Source organism: Photobacterium sp. DNB22_13_2 (assembly GCF_052873915.1).
Window position 1 is genome coordinate 116,712 of record NZ_JBNNXU010000014.1, and the last position, 22,201, is coordinate 138,912.

The following is a 22,201-nucleotide window of genomic DNA, read 5'->3' on the forward strand; positions in this document are numbered from 1 at the left end:
AGTTAATTTATCTGTAGTTATCAATTCAGTTGCGATGATAACAGAATCGCTGAGGAACAAAATACATTGCGCACAAATTATTTTACCGCAAAGCTATTGCATCTTTCCACTACTATCAGTAACGTAATAGGCAGATAGTTTGCGCACAAACATTTATCGCAGTAAGTATTCACCATCATAAACTGTATTAAACAGAGCTGATAAGGATTTAGAATGAACAGCCAACAGATCCATCTTGCATCCCGCCCAGAAGGCACTCCAACAACAGATAACTTTGAGCTTCAGTCAACGGCTCTTCCCGAGCCAAAAGAAGGAGAAGTTCTAGTAAAAAACACCTGGATGTCCGTCGACCCTTATATGCGTGGCCGCATGATTGACCGCAAAAGTTATGTACCACCTTTCCAAATTGGTGAAGCTTTAGAAGGTGGTGCAATTGGTGAAGTCACCGAGTCCAACAACCCTGACTTCCCGGTAGGCAGTAAGGTAAGTAGCATGCTAGGCTGGCGCACCCATTTTATCAGTAATGGTGAAGGACTCACTCGTCTTCCTGAAACGGCCCTACCCGATCAAAGCTTCCTTGGCATCATGGGTATGCCGGGTATGACTGCTTGGACTGGTCTATTCCGTATCGCAGAGCTAAAGCCAACCGACACAGTATTTATTTCAGCTGCGTCAGGTGCCGTGGGTAGTATCGCCTGTCAAATTGCCAAGATGCATGGCTGTAAGGTGATTGGCTCAGTCGGTTCACAGGAGAAAGCTGATTACTTGCTTTCACTGGGCGTCGATGCGGTGATTAACTACAAAGAGGCTACCAACCTAACTCAAGCACTTGCTGAGGCTGCCCCTCAAGGTATCGATGTTTACTTTGAAAACGTGGGTGGTGAGCACTTAGAAGCCACGCTCAATAACATGAATGACTACGGCCGCATTGCCGTCTGTGGGTTGATATCACAATACAATGCGACAGAACCACAGCCAGGTCCTACTAACATGTCGATGATTATCATCAAAAAGCTAAAAATGCAGGGCTTCATTGTATTTGATCACTGGGCACATTATGGCGAATATGCACAGCAGATGGGCCAATGGATTACTGAAGGCAAGATAAAATGGGAAGAAACCGTTTTCGAAGGTATCGACCAAGCTCCTAATGCTTTTATCGGTTTATTTGAAGGCAAGAACAAAGGCAAGATGCTAGTTAAGCTTTAATTTAATTAAAGCAATTGATTCTGCCACCAACTATAACTGTGCAATGGTTGGTGGCTATTTGTTGATGGATAAACACCCCACCACACCCGAAACCCTCGCCATCTGGTCACATTCTTTCATAAACCATTGACATTTAGCTGTAACTCCCTAGCTTATAGCACACTGAGCATAATCCTAATGAGGCAATCGTCATCATGACTCGCAAAGAGATTTTTAATCCAGAACTTTGGGAAGAAGTCCCGGGGTTCGATTTTGAAGATATCACTTATCACCGTGCCAAAGATCAAGGTACAGTCCGTGTTGCACTCAACCGCCCAGACTGCCTGAACGCCTTCCGACCTAAAACCGTGGACGAGCTTTACACAGCCCTTGACCATGCACGCCAATGGTCTGATGTTGGTTGCGTATTCATCACAGGTAACGGTCCTTCAGAGAAAGGCCAATGGTCATTCTCTTCAGGTGGCGATCAGCGCATTCGTGGTAAAGACGGTTACAAATACGAAAGTGAAGGTGAAGAAGCAGGAAAAGCCGACGTTGCTCGCATGGGTCGCCTTCACATTCTTGAAGTTCAGCGCTTAATCCGCTTTATGCCTAAAGTTGTTATCGCAGTCGTTCCTGGTTGGGCTGTTGGTGGTGGTCATAGCCTGCATGTGGTGTGTGATCTGACACTGGCGTCGAAAGAGCACGCTGTGTTCAAACAGACTGATCCAGATGTTGCTTCATTCGATTCAGGCTACGGCTCTGCATATTTGGCCAAGATGATCGGCCAAAAACGTGCCCGTGAAATCTTCTTCTGTGGCTTCAACTACAGCGCTCAAGAAGCTTATGAAATGGGTATGGTAAACAAAGTTGTTGACCACTTTGAGCTGGAAGAAGAAGCACTTCGTTGGGCTAAAGAGATCAACAGCAAATCACCAACGGCTATGCGTATGTTGAAATATGGCTTCAACCTGCCAGATGATGGTTTAGTCGGACAGCAGCTATTTGCCGGTGAAGCAACCCGTCTTGCTTACGGCACTGATGAAGCCCAAGAAGGCCGTGATGCGTTCTTAGAAAAACGCGACCAAGACTTTAGTAAGTTCCCGTGGCATTACTGATCAGCTAGTTGTAAATAAGTAAGCGCGACCTAATTTGGGTCGCGTTTTCGTATCTGATTTAAAACACCGTTGAGCACTACAGATACACACCCAAGAGCACAATCAAAATTGTGATGACACTTGGCGCTGTTAATTTAAGTATCCATCTAATACATGTCTTCATCCCCACCCCACTATAGTTTGGCGTATTATCAGCTATCTATCACACCGTACCTCAAAGAAGATAAGAACTTTCATTCCGTTACAACAGGTCATTTCACGACAATTGAACGAAGCAAGCCATTGAGACTTAACAAGATTCAACCAAATACCCATTGCGGCCACTGGATTTTACTTGATACATACAGGCATCAGCTTCATCAAGATAATGCTCTGCTGAATAATGATCTTCACCAGCATGAATACCACCAATGCTGACACTCACACATCCATGTGATGGGTGCTTTAATGCTAACGCTTTCACGGCTTCACACGCTTGCCTCGCTTTTTCTTCCAAATCACTTTTGGTGAGCTCTGTTAGCATCACAACAATTTCCTCACCACCATATCGCGCAACCAAATCCGACTTTCGCTTAAAAACACTCCGCAAAGCGTGCGATACCGCCTTCAAGTACTCATCGCCTTTCGAATGTCCGTATACGTCATTGACCTGCTTAAAGTGATCTATATCGATAATCAATACACCAAGTTGATGCTGGCTCATACCTTGATTGAACAGAGTCATTTTTTCTTGTAAGTATCTTCTGTTATATAATCCAGTAACTTCATCAATATATGAATAACCATTAAGTATCGCGTTTTTAGCCTCTATTTCTCTATTCTGAATGATTGCCTTTGCTAACAACATTTTTTTCGTTTGTTCACTAGCATAGTTACGTGAAAAATTTTTATAGTTATTTATAGAGAAATAGCTCAACCACAGAAAAGTCGAAAATAACGAGAAATAATAGTTAGAATATAGAACCTTTTCAGAATGAAAAACAGCCACCATTAAATTGGATTGAAGAATATAGACAGCATAAACCAATAATGAAAATACGGGTGTAAACACCAGCATTTTCGCAACGAATGTAATCATTATCAAACTAATAATCGATACATCTGAAAAAATTGAAATTGATAGCGTATGCACTGTCGATATAACACTCACAATGACCAAAATAGAAAAATTTTGATAAACGGCTGTATTCCCAGACAAGAACCCTGACAACAACAATCCAACCCCAATGGCCGGAACCCCAATCAGAAATATTGCTTTAACATGTTCTCTTTCAATCTCTTTGTCGATGATAATGCTTTCATCTAACCAGAAGTCTGTCACCTGTGACAATATCATCGAGATAAAAACAACAGCAATAATGACCTGAAAGATATACTTTCCATTATGCTGCTGTATATGTTTTTCTAACTTTGGTAGTCTTTTATACATAAATAAAAAAAGCCTTTATATCAGAAACATAAAGGCAAATCCCTAGCATATGGTTATTATTCACTGTCTATCAGAGTACAGGTAGAAGCACATTGATACCCCCATCACTCAAACTGATGAAGCGATTATATCTATCTCGCCCACTCTTTTTGGAATTACCGATATTCCAACTTGGTTAATGCTTTCAAATATCGCAGCCTAAAATAGCTTCAATTTCTTCTATGATTAGTAGATAATCAAACCTATGGATATTAAAAATTATTGATTTATGAATGATTTAAATGCGCTCCATGTTTTTATTACTTTGATGCAAACCCACTCAACGACTAGGGCCGCTCAAAAATTAGGTCGATCCCAGTCCTATGTATCAAAAGTCTTAGCTCAGTTACGGGAAGAGTTGGATGATCCGCTATTTGTACGAACATCTGAAGGACTATCACCAACCTCTTATGCCGTCAGTATTGAGCCTAGGCTTCGATCTGCATTGGAACAAGTTAGTCTAGCATTAGAACCGGAAGAGTTTGATCCGAGGCGGCTAGATAAAATTACACTGCACATCATAGAGCCTTACTTAATCACTATAGGTAAGGGCATTATCGATGTAATTCGTAAAGAAACCGATGCAGTCATCGATATTCGTCAATGGAGTCCTTTAAGCGAAACCATGCTACAAGAAGAGATTGTAGACATTGGTATACATATCCTGAATAACAAGCCACAGACACTACATCAAAAACCACTATTCAAAGGACGGGCACATTTCGAAGGTAATACTGATGGTGAATATGTAAAATACATTATTTCCGGTGTCAACGAGTTTGAAAATCGATATGAAATGATCGATCCATCAATAGAAACCAAGATTTTCACTGATAATCATATCCTTACTACTCAGTTAATGGACACCTGCTACACCCTCCGCTACGCGCCCGACAAAAATCAACAATTCGAATATGATATCGATCTTACCGTCGCTATCATTACCAAAGCTTCACGGCGACAATCAGAAAAAATCCAGTGGCTAACTAAGCTACTAGTACCACTGATTGATACCTTTGAAGGCTATTAAGTGCATTCATCTGCACCATTATTCCTATAGGAATTTCGGCTATCATAACAATCATTAATGTTACTTATATAATATTTTTTAATTTATACATCTTTGAGTAGTAAGTGATGAGTCATTCTCAACGGGTAAAGCAATTAGCGCAACAGCATTTAAAAAAAGTACGTCTTTCAGTCCTAGTCCAAATCCGTAAAAAACGAAATAAAGCAATCAACAAAGAAAACATCAAAGCCAGTTCAATATGATTTGGCTTTATATTTATCATGTCAATACATTAAAATAATTCCCGGCGCCTATTCAATCCATATCAAACTTGAAAGTATTCACCAATTTATATCCTCTCTGAACATAAAACACATTAAAATAACATTTTATTATTAATCCCGAGCAATTTTTTATTTACCAACAAATACACTTGCATTATATATTTCAAGCATTAACATGCTCACCCTCAAAATTATAAAACAAAAACCTTATTTACACTTCACGCTTAGAAGGAATGCGTATTTATGTATATGAAACTATTCGTTGCCAGTTTAGTAGCTGGTACTCTCGTTGGTTGTGGTGGCACTGACAGCTCAGGTAACAGCGGAAATGCTGGCGGTTCTAGCAAAGCGCCTACAGAAGAATTTATACTAAAGACGATCGCTGATATTAGTAACTCTCAGCAAATTGAAACTGGCTATGTCTTTCCCGACAATGCCTACATTGATGTTAATGATGAATATCAATGCAGAACAATGTTTTGTGCCTACAAAGAAGGAACAGGTGTATCAAGAGAGGGTATGACCAGGCGCTATGCCATTAGTCAAAACGATTCTGATATATCGAAGATCCCTGTTTATTACAATGACCCCGATGGTAAACACGTTAAAGATCCTCGCTTTGAATACGCAATGAAAGAAATTGCATCCATTGTTGCGCCTAATAAGTCATGGACTGATATTTTTGACGTGAAAGGATTTTCTCAGCTTCCAGATCACTATGAACTTCAAAAGGACTACACCGGCCTTGATGCACAAGGTGGAATAATATTCTCTCTTGGAACAGCAACCATGCACGGTAATGTCAGCTCAGGTCCTAATTCAGGTAACCTAGCAGGCGTGTTAGTTGATAACGAAAGCGTATTGTTAGGTGATAAGGGCTGGACTTGGCTAAACCTAGACTCCCCTGTTGGTTTGTGTCATAACCTTAAAGATCAAAGCGCTGTAAACAATGAAGGAACTTGTATTGCTTCCAATGAAGTTGCGATTCACGAATTCGCCCATATCTTTTTTGCAGGACGAATGTATGAAAACAATCTTGGTTATTCAGGTCACTTCCCTGGCTTTGGTGCTGATGGCGGTGTCTTTGATGAACGCGCAAAAGCAGTACTTCGTACTCTTTACGCCAACCCTACCAATACTCCCGTTGAGAGCGTAGAGGTTAAATTAAACTAAGACAATTTAGATTGAATATATGAGGCCGCATAATGCGGCCTCTTTTATAATAACATTTACTTCACGGATTGAATCTTAATACGTAAAACTCACACCCAGAAAATGGATTCGGCTATCAAAGGTACCGTCAAGTTGTGGGATATTTCGTTTTATATCCACCTCTCCCAAATCGGCATATTCATAGAACATATCAATAGTGACATCATTCCACTTGGTTGCGGCACCGACCGAATAGCGGTATTGCTCGCCGACCGGGACATCCACCCATTGCTTGGTTGGGTCATCTTGCGGTGATGTTTCGTAAGAGAAGCCACCTTTCAGTCGCCATTGGCTGTTAAGCTGATAATCCGCACCAAACGCAAACTTCCACACATCATCCCAATCTCTGACAATGGTCGCTGGGCCATTTTCAAAACCAAGGCCAAAATCCATTACTGTATTATCCCACTCACTCCATTGGTGCCACTGAATCGAGGCCAGTAAATCCAATTGTGGGTTAACAGCATAGCTTGCACTGATATCCGCAATTGCCGGAACGGTAATATCAGTTTGAAGGCTGTTAAATAATCCGACATCAAGCGGGCCAGAAACACGGGTGCCAAATTCATGTTCGAGTTTTGTTCGATAACTCGCTCCTAGTGCCAATCGCTCATCATGTTGATACATTACACCGAAATTCGCACCAAACGCCCAATCAGTGTCTTTATCAATTTCAAGTAAACTTGTTGATTGCTCTAGCGAAGCCCAGCTTAGCTGAATCCCTACGCCAAGCGACCATTGAGGGTTGATTTGATAACTGATGGCAGGATTGATCTGCATTGCCGTCAAAGTGATTTCATCTAGCGCAGCAGCGCCCGCCCACTCTTCACCATATGACAAACTCGATCCCCCAACAGCACCAAGGGCAATACCGACATGGAGATCATCAGTCACCTGACGAGCATGAAATGCGCCAGCAGAGGGCAAGACAGAGTGAGCTTTGCCATCGCCATTATCTGCGTTATCTCGATATTTCATTTCGAGATCAAATCCCAACACATTGAACGTCGTTAAGCTCTCCCCCATGCCACTCATTGTTGCAGGGTTTACCCACATCGCCGCTGTTGAACCGGTATAAACACCATCACCTGCGCCCGCTGTACCTGCATTTGCGGTTACCGCTTCCTGCAAGAAAATACCACTCGCTTGAACAGGTAAAGATAATACCGACATCACTGCCAGTGTTGATTTTAATGGTCGCATTAGCTCCCTCATTATTTTTTATAATTATGGGGTATAATTAACCCCGTTTAGATTTTAGTTCGTCAATCACAAACTCAGGGGCAACTTTAGCTAATAATTCCAAACATGAATCAGTTTTGGGATGGTTATACCTCACATAGATATCACACATTGCGTATAACTGCTCTGGCGCTCCTGAAATTTGATAGGCTTTTTCGAATGATATCGTCGCTTCTTCTTTATTGAAGGCTTCTTGCAGTACCCCATTCAAATACCAAAAATAACTATTATCTGGCGCAAGTTCCGTTGCTTTTCTGATTGCCTCCGCAGCCTGTTTTTTCTCGTTGAGTCTTACCAGTGTCAGCGCTTGGGAATAAAACAAATTGGCCTCTTCAGGCAATATTTCTTGCGCTTGTTCCAGCACTAAATTGGCTTGGAGGTCATCCCCTTGAGCGCGATAATTATCTGCTAGGCCCAACCATATTTGAGAGTTACGATTTTCAACTTCCTGCAAAGCAGTATATATCTCATGCGCTTCGTCAAAATCTTGATGCCAACGGTAAACATCGGCCAATAACAGTTGAGACGGCAGATCTTTCTTACCTTTGAGGAATGAGATTAACTCCGCTGAGGGTGGGTCCATCAATGCTTTTTGCTCAGCATTCATTTCTCCATAATTTCGAATTAGGTTTGTGGTAGCGGTCAAACGTACATTTGCCTCACTGTCTGTAAGCAACGGAGAAAGCAAGCGCCAGCGGTGAGCAAACTGATACGGTTCGGCACCAACAACGGCAGCCTCTCTGACAATCGGGTTTTCATCCTGTATCCCACGGGCAACCGCGACCAAGCTATTTTGGTTAGGGTAGCTTGCTAACTGCCTCAGCGCATCGGCACGCTTTTCATCATTCTGACGATGATCTTGTGCAATCATGACCCACTGCTGTATTTGTGCAGCTTGCGTATCCTGCGTGTTTTGCTGTGCTGCCTGAGCACCTTCGTCTGTCAGATCAGAACGCCCCACCTCTGCGGCAAGTGTTAAAGGAGATACCAAGAATGAGCACAGAAGCATCGTTGCAATAGTACGTTTCATTACCACTACCTCAGATTAAAATCGGGTTGGAAAATACGGCTGACGTGGTGCTGTTTTAGACATCGTATTTTTCATCACAGCATCAGAATACTTACCGTGCACGACAGGATTGCCCGTCGCTCTTAATACCAAAGCAAACGCTTTATCTGCGTGAGAGAAAAACTTTTTCCAGCCGGCACATAAGTAGTTCAACCCCGGCTCTCCATCTTTGGTACGAATAAAGCGGTTTTTAGGACACTCACCAAAACACGCAAACTTGAAGTCACATTGCTGGCACTGGCTGGTCAGCGAACGTGACTTGGCAAAGCCAAATTTCTGCTGTGTCTCTGAATAAGCCATATCATCAATCTTTTGGTGGTGGATATTTCCTACTTGGTAATCCGGATAAACATAATGGTCGCAGGTATAAACATCACCGTTTGGCTCCATCGCCAATCCTTTACCGCAGATTTCACCGAGTGTACAAAGCGGGTTTTTTCGCCCCATCCAAGTTTCAACGCTCGCTTCAAAATATTGAACAAATACTTTGCCAATATCGTTTTGAATCCACTCATCGAACACTGCAACCAAGAAATCTCCCCAACCTTCTGCCGACACACACCAAGGTTCAACAACTGATTTTTTATGCCAAGGGTTCAGACGCTTATCTCCTTGGCGTAGTTGCTCTTGAGGCTGCCATTTCTGAGGTGCTGTAGTTCTGAACGTCTTTTGTTCGACAATAGGAATAAATTGGATCTGTGGCGATCTCACTTCATCTCTCAAGAAGCGATAGACCTCAAGCGGGTTCTTACTCGTCAGGTTATTAATGCAAGTCAGAGTGGCAAACTTCACCTTGTGTTTATGGAGTAATTCAACTGCAGCCATTACTTGCTTAAAAGTACCGCGTCCTGCTCGGTTGGTTCGGTACGCATTGTGAAGCATCTCGGGTCCATCGATGCTCAAACCAACCAAAAAATGATTCTCAGCTAGAAACTCGCACCACTCATCGTTCAGCAACGTACCATTGGTTTGAAGATCGTTAGATATAACACTACTTTCTGGTTTGTACTTATTCTGTAACTCAACAACCTTGCGGAAGTAATCAACACCCAGCATGGTTGGTTCACCACCTTGCCAAGAAAAAATAATCTCTGGGGTATTCTGGCCTTCGATATATTGGCGAATATAAGTTTCCAGGGTTATCTCATCCATCATTGGCGAACACCCTTTCTTGTACTCGAGTAAGTCCTGTTTACTCAGGTAATAGCAATAGGTGCAATCAATGTTGCACGCGGCACCAATGGGCTTTGCCATAACATGTAATCGCTTTGATGCCTTGCCATTGTATTGCGGACCCTGAGTAATCAGCATATTTCACCTACTTATAAACATTTAAGTAAGCCAATTTTAATGCGTGCTACACGCCGACGCTTGTTATACCCCTTATAACCTTTTGGTATGGGGTTTTTCCTTACAATGGGCTTCTTATTTCAATGATCAATAACATGATCCATGGAGACGCCTCATGCCATCACCAGCGCTAAAGCGAGTTGCATTTATCACACTTTCCGGTCTTGCAGTAGTCGCCGTCACCACTTGGAATAGCACCGATTTATTTGCCAGTACGCCTCACCCCATTATGCAGAACATAGAAACGAATATGGTTTTGGTAGAAGGCGGGCAGTTTGAGATGGGCTCTAATCATGCTGAAGCCAGTAAAGCAGAAACACCCGCCAGAACGGTGTCGGTAGATAGCTTCTACATCTCCAAATATGAAGTGACTCAAGCACTATTTGAAAGCGTGATGGGCTCTTCAATGAGTTATTTCAACGCTCCCAACGTTCCGGTCAATAACCTAAGCTGGCAGCAGGCCAATTATTTTATCGAGCAACTCAATATCCTCACTGGTGCAAACTACCGTCTGCCAACGGAAGCAGAATGGGAATTTGCCGCCAAAGGTGGAAACAAGAGCCAAGGCTATACCTATAGTGGCTCGGATAGTATCGATGATGTGGCCTGGTATGCAGGAAACGCCTATAACCGCGCCCACCCCGTTGGCCAGAAAAAACCTAATGAACTGGGCCTTTACGATATGACAGGTAACGTCGGTGAATTTGTCATTGATGCTTACGATGAAGGCTATTACCGCTATGGTACAACCGATAACCCAAATAACGCACAAGACTCCAACATTGGTCTCGCTCACAAATCAGTACGCGGTGGTAGTTTTGCTTACGACGAAAATTTGTCTGAAAACTATCGACGCGATTTTGCCAGTCAAAACATTATCATGGCTGACATGGGATTAAGACTGGTGCGCGACGCTGAATAAGAATTTTATGTAATAGCCATATGATTAATAGTCCTCTTTTTAGTGTTGAGGACTTTCTCTTCTACACTTCAAGTGTTCTTTATCCATAAAAACGGAGCTTCTATCAATGAAGATAGCAACAGTACCCCGCCTGTTATGTCTTAGCTTATGTTTACTCGCTACAAATACCGTTGCAGCACCACCACCAACGCCAAAACTGGTTTTACAAATTACCGTCGACGGCCTGCGTGGTGATCTGCTCGAGCGCTATAAACACAACTTTGGTGATAAAGGTTTCCGCTATTTAATGGATGAAGGAACGTATTACACCAACGCGCATTATCAGCATGGCAATACCGAAACGATTGTCGGTCATGTTTCCCTTGCGACCGGCGCACCACCAAGTGTGCACGGCATGGTGGGGAACGTTTGGTATGACCGCCAAAAAGAGCGTTTAGTCTATAACGTCGAAGACGGTGACTACGCTATGCTGACTCAAGGCGCAGGCGTTAACCAGTCGACAGAAATCGACCCAACCCAAAGAACCGCCAAACTCGACGGGCGCTCTCCGGTCCCTATTCTATCGACTACGTTTAGCGATGAGCTTGCCGTGGCCAGTAATGGGGAATCTAAGATATTCTCGGTCTCGGTAAAAGACCGTGGCGCTATCTCGCTGGCTGGCCACTCCGGCAAAGCCTTCTGGTTCTCAAAAGCCCAATCCGAGTTCGTCACCAGCAATTACTATTATGAAGAATATCCAGAATGGGTCACCAAGTGGAATGCCAAAGGCTACCCTGCCCGCTATAGCAAGCAAAGGTGGGATCTCAGCTTGGACAGGGAAAAATACACCCTTAAAGAAGGCCCACAGGAGCAGAAAGTCGATCTGGCGGGATTTAAGCGCACCTTCCCTCACCCTTACGGTCCATCAAGCTTTCAATATTACAGCACCATGTTGACCCTGAGCCCAGCAGGCGATGAACTGACCGCGGATTTTTCCTCGGCACTCATTGAGCAGGAAAACCTTGGCCAAGGCGACTTCACCGATTTCCTTGCTGTAAGCTTTTCATCCAATGACTATGTTATTCACATGTACGGGCCATCAAGCTTAGAAACGGAAGATAACTTGATCCGATTGGATCAAACACTGGCCAACTTATTAGCTCATGTAGAAAAGCAGGTTGGTTTGGATAACACCTTAATTGTTCTATCTGCTGATCACGGTGTACCCGAAGCGGCTCCGACGGTGAATGCGCTTGGCTATAACACCGCAAAATATTTCAATAAAGACACCATTATCAGCGAACAACTCTTAAGCCGTTTGAACAAAGAGTTTGGCCTAGACAAAGATGCTATTCGCTTATATGCACAGCCTTATATCTACCTCAACCATGACGTCATAAAAGCTAAAGGGGTTTCACTCGAAGCCGTGCAACGAGTCGTCGCTGAAGAAGTAGAAAAGACCAAAGGCATTTATCATGCAGTAACAAGTACTGACATCATGCAAAATACCCTGCCCGATACCCGTTTGATGCAACTGGTGAAGAATAACCATCACCCGCAGCGCTCTGGAGATATCTACTTAGTGTTTGCCCCTCGTACTTATATTAATGATATGGATGGTCTAACCATTGCATCGACCCACGGCTCACCATGGCGCTACGATACCCATGTACCGGTTATTTTTGCAGGCAATGGCATTAAAGCCAATAAAGTCACGCGAGACATTACGCCGTACGATATTGCTCCGACTTTATCGAATGCGTTAGGCATCACCCTACCAAGCGGGGCAACGGGTAAGGTACTGGGGGAAGTGAGTTCTAGTCACTAAAGCTGATAGCTGATAGCTGATAAAGAGCCTACTCAAACGAGTAGGCTCTTTACGTTTGATTTAGACAGAACCGTTTATAGATTCGGTATACCACCATTCCTCTTTAGCATTGTGATTTCGGCTTTCTTCTCTCTATTTGGGCAAGTAAGGCGGCTTGATAATCACATTTGTCCCAGCGCTGATCTAAAGCTTGCTGTAATAATTGCTTCATTGTTTGTGGCGCGAGTTCATCAATAGGTGGATCGGTGTCGAGGTTAGAAGGAAACGAATAGCCGTCTGATGATGCAGTTAATATGGCGTCTTTCTCTAGCTCAGAGAACACATCATCATGCCAATGATAAGCGAGAGAGTCGTACACAGTCTGCGAAATCTTCGCAAGGTCGATAGTCTCCATCGGTTTACCAAATGCTGATGAAATTTGGAGTAAGTTAGCGGTCCGCTGTAATGCAACGGTATCATTTTGCCCTGCGGCATGGATAACGGCAGGGTTGAAGAAAACAGCATCCCCTTTCTTAAGCGGCAATTGCGTATAATTGCTTTCAAAATACTGCTTAAATTCTTCTTCACGACAGGAAATATACCCCAGAGGGTAATGCTGGGAAAAAGGCAGCAACTTCGTCGGGCCAGATTCCAGTGGCATATCACTGTGTGCGATAGCACCTTGCAAAGTGAGCATCGCTGACATCTTCTGGGCGTGAACGGGATAGCTTCTTAATGCTTCTGCATGCTGAAAGCCTAAATGGTAATCCCGGTGCGATTGTTGCGCTCTCCCACCCGGTCTAACGATATTCACTTGGGCTGTCACTTGATAGTTTGCACCCAACCAAGCTTCTGAAACCAGTTTGAGTAACGGGTTTTTGTAGTATTCAACAAAGACTACAGGGTCAATGTGGGCACTTTTTTGAAAGGCATTCCAAATACGTCCATTCGCCATAGCGCCCGCTTGAGCAAAATGATCACCTTCCCCATACCCCTTCTCTACGTCGAGAATCGTTTCAAAAATATCACTCATGTCATCAACCACGGTGGTATTTGCATAGAACCCCTGTATCACCACTTTATGGGGTCTAAAAAGTGCACTGTACGTGTGTTTGTCTGTTTGAATCATGGAAACAGGCACTGTGCAAAAAAATAAATGCACACTCAAGGGCATTTTACTCTTACTGCGTTGACTTAAACCTAAAAAAAAGTTATCAAAACACGGCCTTCGACAAGATCTTACCAGAAATCGAATCAACAAGTGAGGAACGAAAATCAGCGGTTTTAACTGTAATAAATTTTCATCCCAAGACCATCTTATTTGGGCACATCTAAACACACAGATTCGCCCCTGACACTCTGCATTAGGGTCAAAACAGCTAAAATAATTAGCTAACTTTTGTAATTAACATATTTAAAGATAATCTGTACCTAGATAGGGCTTCACAGGGCAGATCTGAGGTATGTCATTACTGAGGTATGTCATTACTGAGGTAGCTAGCTCGGAGCTGGACAAAACCTTCTTAACGTTATTACTTAAATTAGAGGAATACGGATAACTTTTGGTATCGGAAAATAGCTAGGTGAAGCGGCCACCTCTGCTCGTGTGGAGTGTATAACCTCGTTAGTGCTTATACTCACTTAACTCAGTGTCCTAACCTTCTGGTGCGTTTCAAAGAGCATGCGCTCAATATTTCTTGAATCTGTTGGTAATCGTAACCATCGTCCATCATCATTTTTGCGTATTCTGGCTTTTTCTGGCCGAAGAAATGAATACGTTTGTTTTAGTTAATTTTTTTGCTTTATAAGCAACGATAGTTTGTGTTCATTAGAATAATGAGTCTGCAAATCCGTATTTCTGTTATACGTGGCTTATAGGTCGGTTGTTGTCGACAATAAGAGGCACTGAAAGTCAACAACCGGAGCAATTATGAAAAACACATCAAATTTACTGGCATTTGTCTTATGCTCAACGTTTTCCGTATCCACATTTGCTGATTCACCACTGGATTATACTTTTCCCCGCGAGTGTCACTTAACCGAAGCAGGATACCCTGTGCCGTTATGCGGTCAACCTCTTACTAAACACAACGTGGTCAAAAAGATGGAAGGTGAGCATCGACAGTATGCCGAGCACTTCATCGCAGGCCAAGAAATGATAGAGCCTGACGAAATGAGAATTACTACTATAGGCTCTGGTAACCCGCCAGTAAGAATGGGACAAGCTTCAACCAGTTGGCTCGTTGAATTGGGTAACGGTGACAATTTTATATTCGATATTGGCGGAGGGACAGTGCCGAACCTATGGAGTTTGGGCTTACCGCATGACTCTCTAGACAAAGTATTTATCACTCATTTACACCTTGATCATGTAGGGGGGATTTTCAACTTATGGGACTCTATGGGGTGGGGAAGGAATGTGCCTCTCAATGTTTATGGCTCTTCGGGTCATACACCTGAATTAGGTATTGCCAGTTTTGTGGAGCATGTAGAGAAAGCAGCGGCATGGCATGTACTGAGTAAGACGGGGATTGCGGCTCGAGAAGGTATGCAAATAAAGGCGCATGAATTTGACTATGCCAAATTTAGCCCTGAGCAACCTCAACAGCTAATTTACGCTGAAAATGACGTTGAAGTTTACGCGTTTCCCGTTGACCATATCCTAGTGGGAGCTGTCGGTTATCGATTAGAATGGAATGGTTTGTCCATGGCGTTTACTGGTGATAGTGAGCCTACGGTTCATGAAGCTAAAATGTCGAAAGGTGTTGATGTGTTTATACATGAACTTTTTATTGATGCCCCAACGTTTTCAGAGAAAAATGGTATGCCTTTAGAAGTCGCAGAGAGTATCGTTCATAAACATACGTCAGCGACTGAACTGGGTGAACTTTTCACCATTGCTCAGCCAGTTTTGGGAGTAGGGACGCACTTCTTTACCAATGAAGATACTATCGATAAAGCTTTCGCAGGTCTAAATAAAACTTACGGTGGTCCTGTGGCAATCGCGCAAGATTTGATGGTTATCAATGTGACAAAAGAGCAAGTTGTCACACGAATGGCCCGAACTGACTTATTAAGCTGGTCACCTCCTTCGGATCCAAGTGAGGCGACATTTGACAAAAAACCATCAGAAGGGCTGACACCTAGCTGGGTATCTGACTCCCGCTTAGAGCAACATGAAGAGCATTAATTCCTAGACGGTAAAGTAAAGCGCCCTATGGGTGCTTTTTTTATTTAACCAGAAATCAAGTCCCTTCTCCGGGTTGTTGGATAGCATCAAAAAAGGCTTGAATAATCTGATGCAGAAACTGATTCAATGGATAATTTCTTCTTGTTTGCAAATACCCACCAATAATATCAAATCGCTTAAGATCTTCTGATAATAAGGGCAATGGATAAACTTGAATGTCTTCTCCAAGCTCTGCCACATAACTGCTGGAATAACATATCGCATCGGTGGTCTTTATTGTGTAAAGAGCCGCTTTTAGGCTGTGAGTTTTGAGCGTTACGTGGGCTTTATAGCCCTTAAGCTCATACAGTTCATGAAGTGCACTTTTATCGTAATTCACCCCCGCTAAATAGAGCTGAACGAGTGGTAGAGAGTGGATTTTATCCCATTCGTTACCTTGTTCTAATACCGGATGATTTTTCCGAGCAAGAATACCTGATTCCACGGCTTTTATATGGTGACTATAGACATCTTGAGGAAAAGGGAAATTGGAAATCTGCAATGCATAATCAATCTTGCCATTTAACATATCCGTTAAAGATTGACTTTGCCAGTAGTCAAGCTCAAACGTTGCATTTGGTAGTTTACTTGCCAGCAAGTGCATTAATCGTTCCCCAAAGACTTCCAGTAAGTAAGTGTTGACTGCGAATGATACTTTTCCGCGAAATTGAAGCGGGTCAAAATTATTAAACGAATCAAGAACTTTTGAAATAGGGTTCATCATTTCGGTGGTGGCTTCCGCTAACCGAATTGCAAGTTCAGATGGTTCAATACTGTGGGCTTTTCTTAAAAATAGCTGTTCTCCAAACAGCTCCCTTAACTTGCCTACTCCTCGACTGACACTGGCTTGAGAAATCCCTAATTTCTCTGCCGCTAACGTAGTGCTGCGTGTTTCAACAACGGTGCGGAGGAGTCGAAGTAAATTCAAATCCAGTTTTGTTAAATCCGTGTCCATCGTTCATCCTAGATTGCGTATGAATCATCGTTTAATCATCTTATTATTTTTTCATTATTAGTGCTGTGATGTAGATTAGGGAGGGTAGCTGACTGTTGAAAGTTTGGTATGTAGTGGATCAGCAAATTTGGCCACATTGTTAGAGTTCTAATGATTAGGAGAAGTAAGCCAAATAAGCAAGCTAAAATTGGAGGGTAATACCCTCCCCAACTCATAAAGGGGCAGATCCGAGTCAGCCGCGCAGTCAGCATGGCTCTGGACAAAACCTTGATAGATCAAAAGGGAAACTATGTAAATAAGTCTCGAACTTCAATGTCACTTATGTCCACGCCCACTCTTCACTTGAAAGCATGATGATTCAAACGAAAAGCAGTTACCCAACGCGGTTACTTAACGTCACGCTGGTGATTTGCTAAAGCACCATTTTGGACGAAGGTGCAATAATGCGGGATCGTATCGAAAGGAAAAAGGTACCGAACGGGTGATATCGGTATGGTAATCAAATCTGTATGTGTGATTACAATGCACCCCATTACAGTGGAGGCACCCATGCGCCATATAGGCGTACCCACCCCTTTTGTTATAGATGTGGTCTAATGAACCAATGCCGTATTCTAGAAGGCGTTCCCGAGAAACATTGGCCTCTATCACCTCCCGTGCACTGGAATAAAGATCGAAGAGCTCCCCACCAAGTGACACGCCACTTTTAGTATGGACCTCAAGTGCACAAACGTAGTGATTAAGACCGCCGCACTTTAAACACAGGCTTTTATTGTAACAAGCAAACGCATCTAAGATATCACCTTTTTTCGGCGCCCACTTAAGCCTACCTGCAAACATGCCCTCTACAAATTCCACGATATCGACATCGAAGTCAGGCACGACATAGCCATTATCACTGGGAATAAAGCCAAATTTGGGCAACGAATCAGGTTGGTCATAGAGCCTGTCTCTATTGGCTCTATCTCGATATAACCAAGCAACCCGGTTAATGCCAGAAGCTTCGTATTTCTCAGTGCGGCGAAGGTACTCGCTCTCGGACTGGTGGGACCATTGCACCTCAAATACCATCGTTTTATCGCCTCTTTGACAGTAAACATCGGCTACCCATTTCTCACCACCTGGTGTCATGCCTTCAAACTCCGTTGTGACTTGCCAACCGGCATCTTCCGCCGCTTTGGCCACAATCGTTTTGAGTTTGAGGTGATCGGCGGTTTCTGGTGCACTGGTGCATTCGCCACGACGAGCATGTGCAAAATACCGAGTGCCCAGTTTGCTCGTTTTTGGGATCGCTTTATGGCCACAACAAGCCATCGTCAGCGTACGTGACTTGTAGCTGCTCTTGAGTTGACCCCATTCATTGGAAGAATAATTGAAGGACTGAACGGCGGATCCGTCAAGGGTAGCTCTTAATGGCATGTGGCACTCTTTCATCGGTTAGAGTGGTCATTTTATCGGGCTATTTTTCTTACCGCAAATTCATAAATGTGGGGAAATTGTTCTATAAGATTAACAGATTTGATCGCATAGTTTGGGCTCTACGCATAACGAAAAGTAATTCAAACGATGATTTTCTGAAAGAGTCTTTAATCGATCGAAACACACAATGGGGCAAAGGCGTGTTTCAAGTTGGCATAGTGAATGTCTGGAAATGGCACAGAATTAGCGCCTTTAGCAACTAAATCTCTACTACGTTCTGCCCCTGATAGTGATAAAATCTCCGCATCAGAATTAACGAGAAACTCTATGTTTATCCATCATGTTAACGGTATCGACTGGCTGGTGATTACAGCTTTTGAAGAACTGAAAACCATATTTATCGAAGAAGCCGGTGCGATCCCCTTGTGCTTCTCTACCGCCAGCGAATTGAATCTGATTGATCAAGCCAAGCGCACTTATGGATATTTGCCTACACTCAGCGGCGTAATCACCGATACCGGTACTTTTCAAAGCCAGGATAACGAAGAAGATTTGAACCCACAGCTTGCCTGCATAGTTGAGGGGCGTGGTCGGGTGTTTATCTATCACGGCGGCTTTGTGGCTTTTGTGAATGACGAGCAAACCTTTATTACCCGAATAGACTGAAAATTATTCAGTAAGTTGAAATCGGCGAATTGGTATCCCTAGCAAGGAATAGGGCACAGGCTTCTCAAAGCATCAAGAAGCCTGCATGACCATACTTAGCCGTCAATTTGCTCCGAAAGTCTCATGCAGACTCGAGCTCAACACCTAGGTAGTGGCTTCGACAGTTATTGAATGGTTAGCGGGAACTCCGCATAGGCTTTTGAGACATTAATAATCTGGCGCAGACCTCAAACGTTGCTAACTTAATCTTTTCACGTCCAAAAATCTTTCTTAACCATGACCAAACGAAAAATAGTTCATGGCAAAATCGGCGAGTCAAATCGGAGGATAATTTTCCTCATTCGCGTTTTTAAACTGTTTTATTGCAACTGTGGTAGCTTTGTATGTACTGAAGCAACATGCTAAAGCGTGTATTCCACACTCCATTATCAATAAGTTAAAAAAGATAAACATGATATGAAGAAAATAGAGTACCCAAATAGCGTGAAAAAATTAAACCTCGTGTTTACGGCTCTCATCCTTACATTGCTTGCTGGCTGCTCGTCAACTGGGGCAATCGATAAAGAAAAAACAAGGGGTTATGCCCGTTCACATGATCTTGTTGGTCAAGCTTCATGGTATGGTAAAAAATACCACGGAAGGCTCACTGCAAGTGGTGAGCGGTATAACATGAAAGCCTATACAGCGGCTCATAAAACCTTACCTTTTGGGGCTATTGTGAGGGTGACAAATACAGCCAATAACAAAACGGTAGATGTTAAGATCAATGATCGAGGCCCTTTTGCAAAAGGTCGAGTCATTGATCTTTCTCAGAAATCATTTGAACAAATAGGTAACACCAAGAAAGGCTTAGCCCCGGTAAAAATTGAAATTATTGATGATAGTAATACCTTTAGGTATAAGCACTAATCCCCTACTCAAATGTACCAGGATTGATTTGTGCAGCAGGCTGCTGCACAATTTTCATTTCTTTAAAGTAAGTAAAACCTAATCCATTACCCTCTTTACCTGCTGGTTTCCAATAATCCCACCCCATTTGGCAATCATATTGACCAGCTCCACTTTCTTAACCGGCTTCGTCAGATAATCATCCAGCCCACGCTGCTGGCTGTTCTCTTTATCTTCCACCATGGCATGGGCAGAAAGCGCAATCACGGGGCACCAAGGGAACAGTCCACTTTGCTGTAACGCCCTTACCTCAGCCGTCACCGCGTAACCATCTTTGCATGGCATCGAGATATCAGTAATAACTAAATCCGGATGGTGTTGCTGGTATAGTTCAACAGCTTCTACTCCGTCTTTTGCAAAAATGAGTTCCAATTGACTATTAGCCAACATAGCTTCAACCAGCATTCGGTTGACTTGGCTATCCTCGGCCACCAGCACGGTTAATTTAGGCAAAACACTTTCATCGACAACTGCACCACTGCACGATGGCGTAGCACTCTGTTCTCGTTGGATTGATTGCGGTTCTAAATGAATAGTGAATGAAAAACATGAACCGACTCCTTCTTCAGACTCTACCACCAACTGACCTCCAAACATCGCAACGAGATGTTTGCAGATAGCCAAGCCAAGACCTGTTCCTTCAAATTCTCGAGTCGCTGAATTATCAACCTGTTCAAACTTTTCCATGATAAACGGTAGACGATTAGCAGGAATACCCATCCCCGTATCTTCAACACTAAACCGGTAACGAGGAACGTCCTCGATATTCTCTTCAGAAACGCTGAGCCTGATATGGCCTTTATGAGTAAATTTCACCGCATTACCCAATAAGTTCAACAGCACCTGATTCAAGCGCCCTTTATCGCCCTTTACTTGAGTGTTCATATTAGCCGCCACATCCAATATTACCGGTAAGCCTTTCTTTTTAGCCTGGTAAGCGCTGAGTTCTACGGCTTGATCTAATACCTCCCGCAAATCAAACGATGCCTCTATAAGTGTCAGCTTACCTGCCTCAATCTTGCTGTAATCCAGAATATCGTTGATGATAGTAACGAGGTTATCCGCTGACTGATTAATGATATTCAGTTGCTCACGCTGCTCTGGGATATTTACTTTGTCTAGCAGAATTTCACTGAGTCCCATAATCGCATTCATCGGAGTGCGGATTTCATGGCTCATATTGGCGAGGAACTCTGATTTTGCCGAATTGGCTTTTGTCGCTTGTACCAGTGCTTCTTCAAGCTGTTTATTTACTCTGCGGCGTTCAGTAATATCTCGCTCGACAGCAATAAACCGGATAACGTCCCCTCTTTCATTAAGGACTGGTGTTATATCCATTTCCACCCAATATTCTTGACCAGATTTAGAATAGTTAAGAACTTCTGATTTAACCGGCAGCTTTTCCGCCAATCTATTTGACATATACATAACGGTAGCTGGATCGGTATTATCACCTTGCAGTAATTCACCTGGTTTTTTACCCACAACTTCAACGTGCTGATACCCTGTTAGTCTCTCGAACGCTGGATTCACCCATGTGATTTTACCTTTTGCGTCGGTAATAATGATGACGTCTCTAGCATGCTCCGCCACTTGTGCTAGCTCAGTGACTTTCTCCGTCAACACAACCTGTTGTTCATGCTTTTTCGCCAAATCTTCTTGGGCACTGGCCAGTGACAGAGACATTTCATTAAAAGCCTTACTGACTCTTGTCACTTCGTCTTTTCCGGTAACGGCAATTTGTGCTCCTGGACCCATCTTCCCTATCCGCTCAACCCCCTTTTTTAGCGTATCTAAGCGACGTAATAGGTAGGTGCCAAGAGCAAATGAAAAGATGGCGACCAAGGTCATTTCTAAAATAGCAATCAATAAGCTCATATGAGTGGCTTGTGACATCAAGGCTTGAAAGTCACTGACTCTCACCCCCATTTCGACTTTGCCGTAATACTGATCTGCTACTTTAATATCACTGTAAACATCATATACACCATCAACAACGTCGGAAGGTAAATGATTGGTTGTCACATCTTGGTATGCACCATGGCGAGTCAATTCCAGGCCGTTCCGGTCGGTGATTCTAATATAGGCAAGGTTATGCTCAGTCGTTATCGACTCAGCAAAGCTGTCAAGGTAGGCGAGATCGGTCGCCAACACAGCATCTCGTGTTGCGCTGGCAAAAACACTCACGAGTTGTTGGCTACCAGTTTCAAGGCGGCTGTTATTTGATGTCTTCAACCATTGTAAACCGGTAATAATCAACAGAGCCAATACCAGGGCTTCAATCAATGCGATACCAATAATGGTTTTTGTTCGTAATGTCATACCCAGCCTCACCT

Annotated in this window: 17 protein-coding genes; 9 read left to right on the forward strand and 8 right to left on the reverse strand. The window is 43.3% G+C overall.

The window, feature by feature from the left end:
* The first annotated feature begins 213 nt into the window (after positions 1-213).
* Both ACVA58_RS19040 and ACVA58_RS19045 read left to right on the forward strand, forming a co-directional pair.
* Positions 214-1,209 carry an NADP-dependent oxidoreductase gene (locus tag ACVA58_RS19040; protein ID WP_446511940.1) on the forward strand — a complete coding sequence of 332 codons (996 nt, stop codon included), beginning with the start codon at positions 214-216 and terminating at the stop codon, positions 1,207-1,209.
* Between the two features lie 194 nt (positions 1,210-1,403).
* Positions 1,404-2,306 (forward strand): 1,4-dihydroxy-2-naphthoyl-CoA synthase, encoded by a 903-nt coding sequence (locus tag ACVA58_RS19045; RefSeq protein WP_446511941.1) that lies wholly within the window; start codon positions 1,404-1,406, stop codon positions 2,304-2,306.
* Between the two features lie 289 nt (positions 2,307-2,595).
* On the opposite strand, the gene ACVA58_RS19050 is transcribed toward ACVA58_RS19045, so the two are convergent.
* The gene (locus ACVA58_RS19050; protein ID WP_446511942.1) at positions 2,596-3,735 is read right to left on the reverse strand and encodes a GGDEF domain-containing protein; all 1,140 of its coding nucleotides are present in this window, start codon (positions 3,733-3,735) and stop codon (positions 2,596-2,598) included.
* Between the two features lie 268 nt (positions 3,736-4,003).
* On the opposite strand from ACVA58_RS19050, the gene ACVA58_RS19055 reads away from it, so the two are divergent.
* Positions 4,004-4,804 (forward strand): LysR family transcriptional regulator, encoded by an 801-nt coding sequence (locus ACVA58_RS19055; RefSeq protein ID WP_446511943.1) that lies wholly within the window; start codon positions 4,004-4,006, stop codon positions 4,802-4,804.
* A gap of 506 nt (positions 4,805-5,310) precedes the next feature.
* The gene (locus ACVA58_RS19060; RefSeq protein WP_446511944.1) at positions 5,311-6,240 is read left to right on the forward strand and encodes a hypothetical protein; all 930 of its coding nucleotides are present in this window, start codon (positions 5,311-5,313) and stop codon (positions 6,238-6,240) included.
* A 75-nt stretch (positions 6,241-6,315) separates the two neighbouring features.
* Here ACVA58_RS19060 and ACVA58_RS19065 read toward each other — a convergent pair whose 3' ends face one another.
* The 3 genes from ACVA58_RS19065 to ACVA58_RS19075 are packed head-to-tail and all read right to left on the reverse strand — an operon-like array spanning position 6,316 to position 9,901.
* The gene (locus ACVA58_RS19065) at positions 6,316-7,482 is read right to left on the reverse strand and encodes an OmpP1/FadL family transporter (RefSeq protein ID WP_446511945.1); all 1,167 of its coding nucleotides are present in this window, start codon (positions 7,480-7,482) and stop codon (positions 6,316-6,318) included.
* Between the two features lie 37 nt (positions 7,483-7,519).
* Positions 7,520-8,551: a hypothetical protein gene (locus ACVA58_RS19070; protein ID WP_446511946.1), complete on the reverse strand. Its 1,032-nt coding sequence runs from the start codon at positions 8,549-8,551 to the stop codon at positions 7,520-7,522.
* A gap of 15 nt (positions 8,552-8,566) precedes the next feature.
* Entirely contained in the window at positions 8,567-9,901 is a 1,335-nt protein-coding gene (locus tag ACVA58_RS19075) for an anaerobic sulfatase maturase (RefSeq protein WP_446511947.1), read from the reverse strand.
* A 154-nt stretch (positions 9,902-10,055) separates the two neighbouring features.
* Here ACVA58_RS19075 and ACVA58_RS19080 point away from each other — a divergent pair, with 154 nt between their 5' ends.
* Entirely contained in the window at positions 10,056-10,862 is an 807-nt protein-coding gene (locus ACVA58_RS19080) for a formylglycine-generating enzyme family protein (protein WP_446511948.1), read from the forward strand.
* Between the two features lie 106 nt (positions 10,863-10,968).
* Complete coding sequence (locus ACVA58_RS19085) at positions 10,969-12,669, forward strand: alkaline phosphatase family protein (RefSeq protein WP_446511949.1); 1,701 nt, start codon at positions 10,969-10,971, stop codon at positions 12,667-12,669.
* Positions 12,670-12,772: 103 nt separating this feature from the next.
* Here ACVA58_RS19085 and ACVA58_RS19090 read toward each other — a convergent pair whose 3' ends face one another.
* A complete protein-coding gene (locus ACVA58_RS19090; RefSeq protein WP_446511968.1) occupies positions 12,773-13,822 on the reverse strand; it encodes a phytanoyl-CoA dioxygenase family protein in 1,050 nt (349 codons plus the stop codon).
* A 756-nt stretch (positions 13,823-14,578) separates the two neighbouring features.
* Here ACVA58_RS19090 and gntH point away from each other — a divergent pair.
* On the forward strand, positions 14,579-15,838 hold the full coding sequence (gene gntH, locus ACVA58_RS19095) for a guanitoxin biosynthesis MBL fold metallo-hydrolase GntH (RefSeq protein ID WP_446511950.1): 1,260 nt from the start codon (positions 14,579-14,581) through the stop codon (positions 15,836-15,838).
* Between the two features lie 55 nt (positions 15,839-15,893).
* Here gntH and ACVA58_RS19100 read toward each other — a convergent pair whose 3' ends face one another.
* Complete coding sequence (locus tag ACVA58_RS19100) at positions 15,894-16,832, reverse strand: LysR family transcriptional regulator (protein WP_446511951.1); 939 nt, start codon at positions 16,830-16,832, stop codon at positions 15,894-15,896.
* A 396-nt stretch (positions 16,833-17,228) separates the two neighbouring features.
* Positions 17,229-18,251, reverse strand: a complete 1,023-nt coding sequence (locus ACVA58_RS19105; RefSeq protein ID WP_446511952.1) for a competence protein CoiA — start codon at positions 18,249-18,251, stop codon at positions 17,229-17,231.
* Between the two features lie 327 nt (positions 18,252-18,578).
* On the opposite strand from ACVA58_RS19105, the gene ACVA58_RS19110 reads away from it, so the two are divergent.
* On the forward strand, positions 18,579-18,917 hold the full coding sequence (locus ACVA58_RS19110) for a cytosolic protein (protein WP_446511953.1): 339 nt from the start codon (positions 18,579-18,581) through the stop codon (positions 18,915-18,917).
* Positions 18,918-19,373: 456 nt separating this feature from the next.
* Positions 19,374-19,826 (forward strand): septal ring lytic transglycosylase RlpA family protein, encoded by a 453-nt coding sequence (locus tag ACVA58_RS19115; protein WP_446511954.1) that lies wholly within the window; start codon positions 19,374-19,376, stop codon positions 19,824-19,826.
* 78 nt (positions 19,827-19,904) lie between these two features.
* Here the strand turns inward: ACVA58_RS19115 and ACVA58_RS19120 are convergent, their stop codons facing one another.
* Positions 19,905-22,187 carry an ATP-binding protein gene (locus ACVA58_RS19120; RefSeq protein WP_446511955.1) on the reverse strand — a complete coding sequence of 761 codons (2,283 nt, stop codon included), beginning with the start codon at positions 22,185-22,187 and terminating at the stop codon, positions 19,905-19,907.
* Positions 22,188-22,201 lie beyond the last annotated feature (14 nt).

What these genes read in the sequence shown, in the direction of transcription:
- ACVA58_RS19040 (WP_446511940.1), top strand. Translation starts at nt 214, where the DNA reads ATGAACAGCCAACAGATCCATCTTGCATCCCGCCCAGAAGGCACTCCA.
- ACVA58_RS19045 (WP_446511941.1), top strand. Translation starts at nt 1,404, where the DNA reads ATGACTCGCAAAGAGATTTTTAATCCAGAACTTTGGGAAGAAGTCCCG.
- ACVA58_RS19050 (WP_446511942.1), bottom strand. Translation starts at nt 3,735, where the DNA reads ATGTATAAAAGACTACCAAAGTTAGAAAAACATATACAGCAGCATAAT.
- ACVA58_RS19055 (WP_446511943.1), top strand. Translation starts at nt 4,004, where the DNA reads ATGAATGATTTAAATGCGCTCCATGTTTTTATTACTTTGATGCAAACC.
- ACVA58_RS19060 (WP_446511944.1), top strand. Translation starts at nt 5,311, where the DNA reads ATGTATATGAAACTATTCGTTGCCAGTTTAGTAGCTGGTACTCTCGTT.
- ACVA58_RS19065 (WP_446511945.1), bottom strand. Translation starts at nt 7,482, where the DNA reads ATGCGACCATTAAAATCAACACTGGCAGTGATGTCGGTATTATCTTTA.
- ACVA58_RS19070 (WP_446511946.1), bottom strand. Translation starts at nt 8,551, where the DNA reads ATGAAACGTACTATTGCAACGATGCTTCTGTGCTCATTCTTGGTATCT.
- ACVA58_RS19075 (WP_446511947.1), bottom strand. Translation starts at nt 9,901, where the DNA reads ATGCTGATTACTCAGGGTCCGCAATACAATGGCAAGGCATCAAAGCGA.
- ACVA58_RS19080 (WP_446511948.1), top strand. Translation starts at nt 10,056, where the DNA reads ATGCCATCACCAGCGCTAAAGCGAGTTGCATTTATCACACTTTCCGGT.
- ACVA58_RS19085 (WP_446511949.1), top strand. Translation starts at nt 10,969, where the DNA reads ATGAAGATAGCAACAGTACCCCGCCTGTTATGTCTTAGCTTATGTTTA.
- ACVA58_RS19090 (WP_446511968.1), bottom strand. Translation starts at nt 13,822, where the DNA reads ATGCCCTTGAGTGTGCATTTATTTTTTTGCACAGTGCCTGTTTCCATG.
- gntH (WP_446511950.1), top strand. Translation starts at nt 14,579, where the DNA reads ATGAAAAACACATCAAATTTACTGGCATTTGTCTTATGCTCAACGTTT.
- ACVA58_RS19100 (WP_446511951.1), bottom strand. Translation starts at nt 16,832, where the DNA reads ATGGACACGGATTTAACAAAACTGGATTTGAATTTACTTCGACTCCTC.
- ACVA58_RS19105 (WP_446511952.1), bottom strand. Translation starts at nt 18,251, where the DNA reads ATGCCATTAAGAGCTACCCTTGACGGATCCGCCGTTCAGTCCTTCAAT.
- ACVA58_RS19110 (WP_446511953.1), top strand. Translation starts at nt 18,579, where the DNA reads ATGTTTATCCATCATGTTAACGGTATCGACTGGCTGGTGATTACAGCT.
- ACVA58_RS19115 (WP_446511954.1), top strand. Translation starts at nt 19,374, where the DNA reads ATGAAGAAAATAGAGTACCCAAATAGCGTGAAAAAATTAAACCTCGTG.
- ACVA58_RS19120 (WP_446511955.1), bottom strand. Translation starts at nt 22,187, where the DNA reads ATGACATTACGAACAAAAACCATTATTGGTATCGCATTGATTGAAGCC.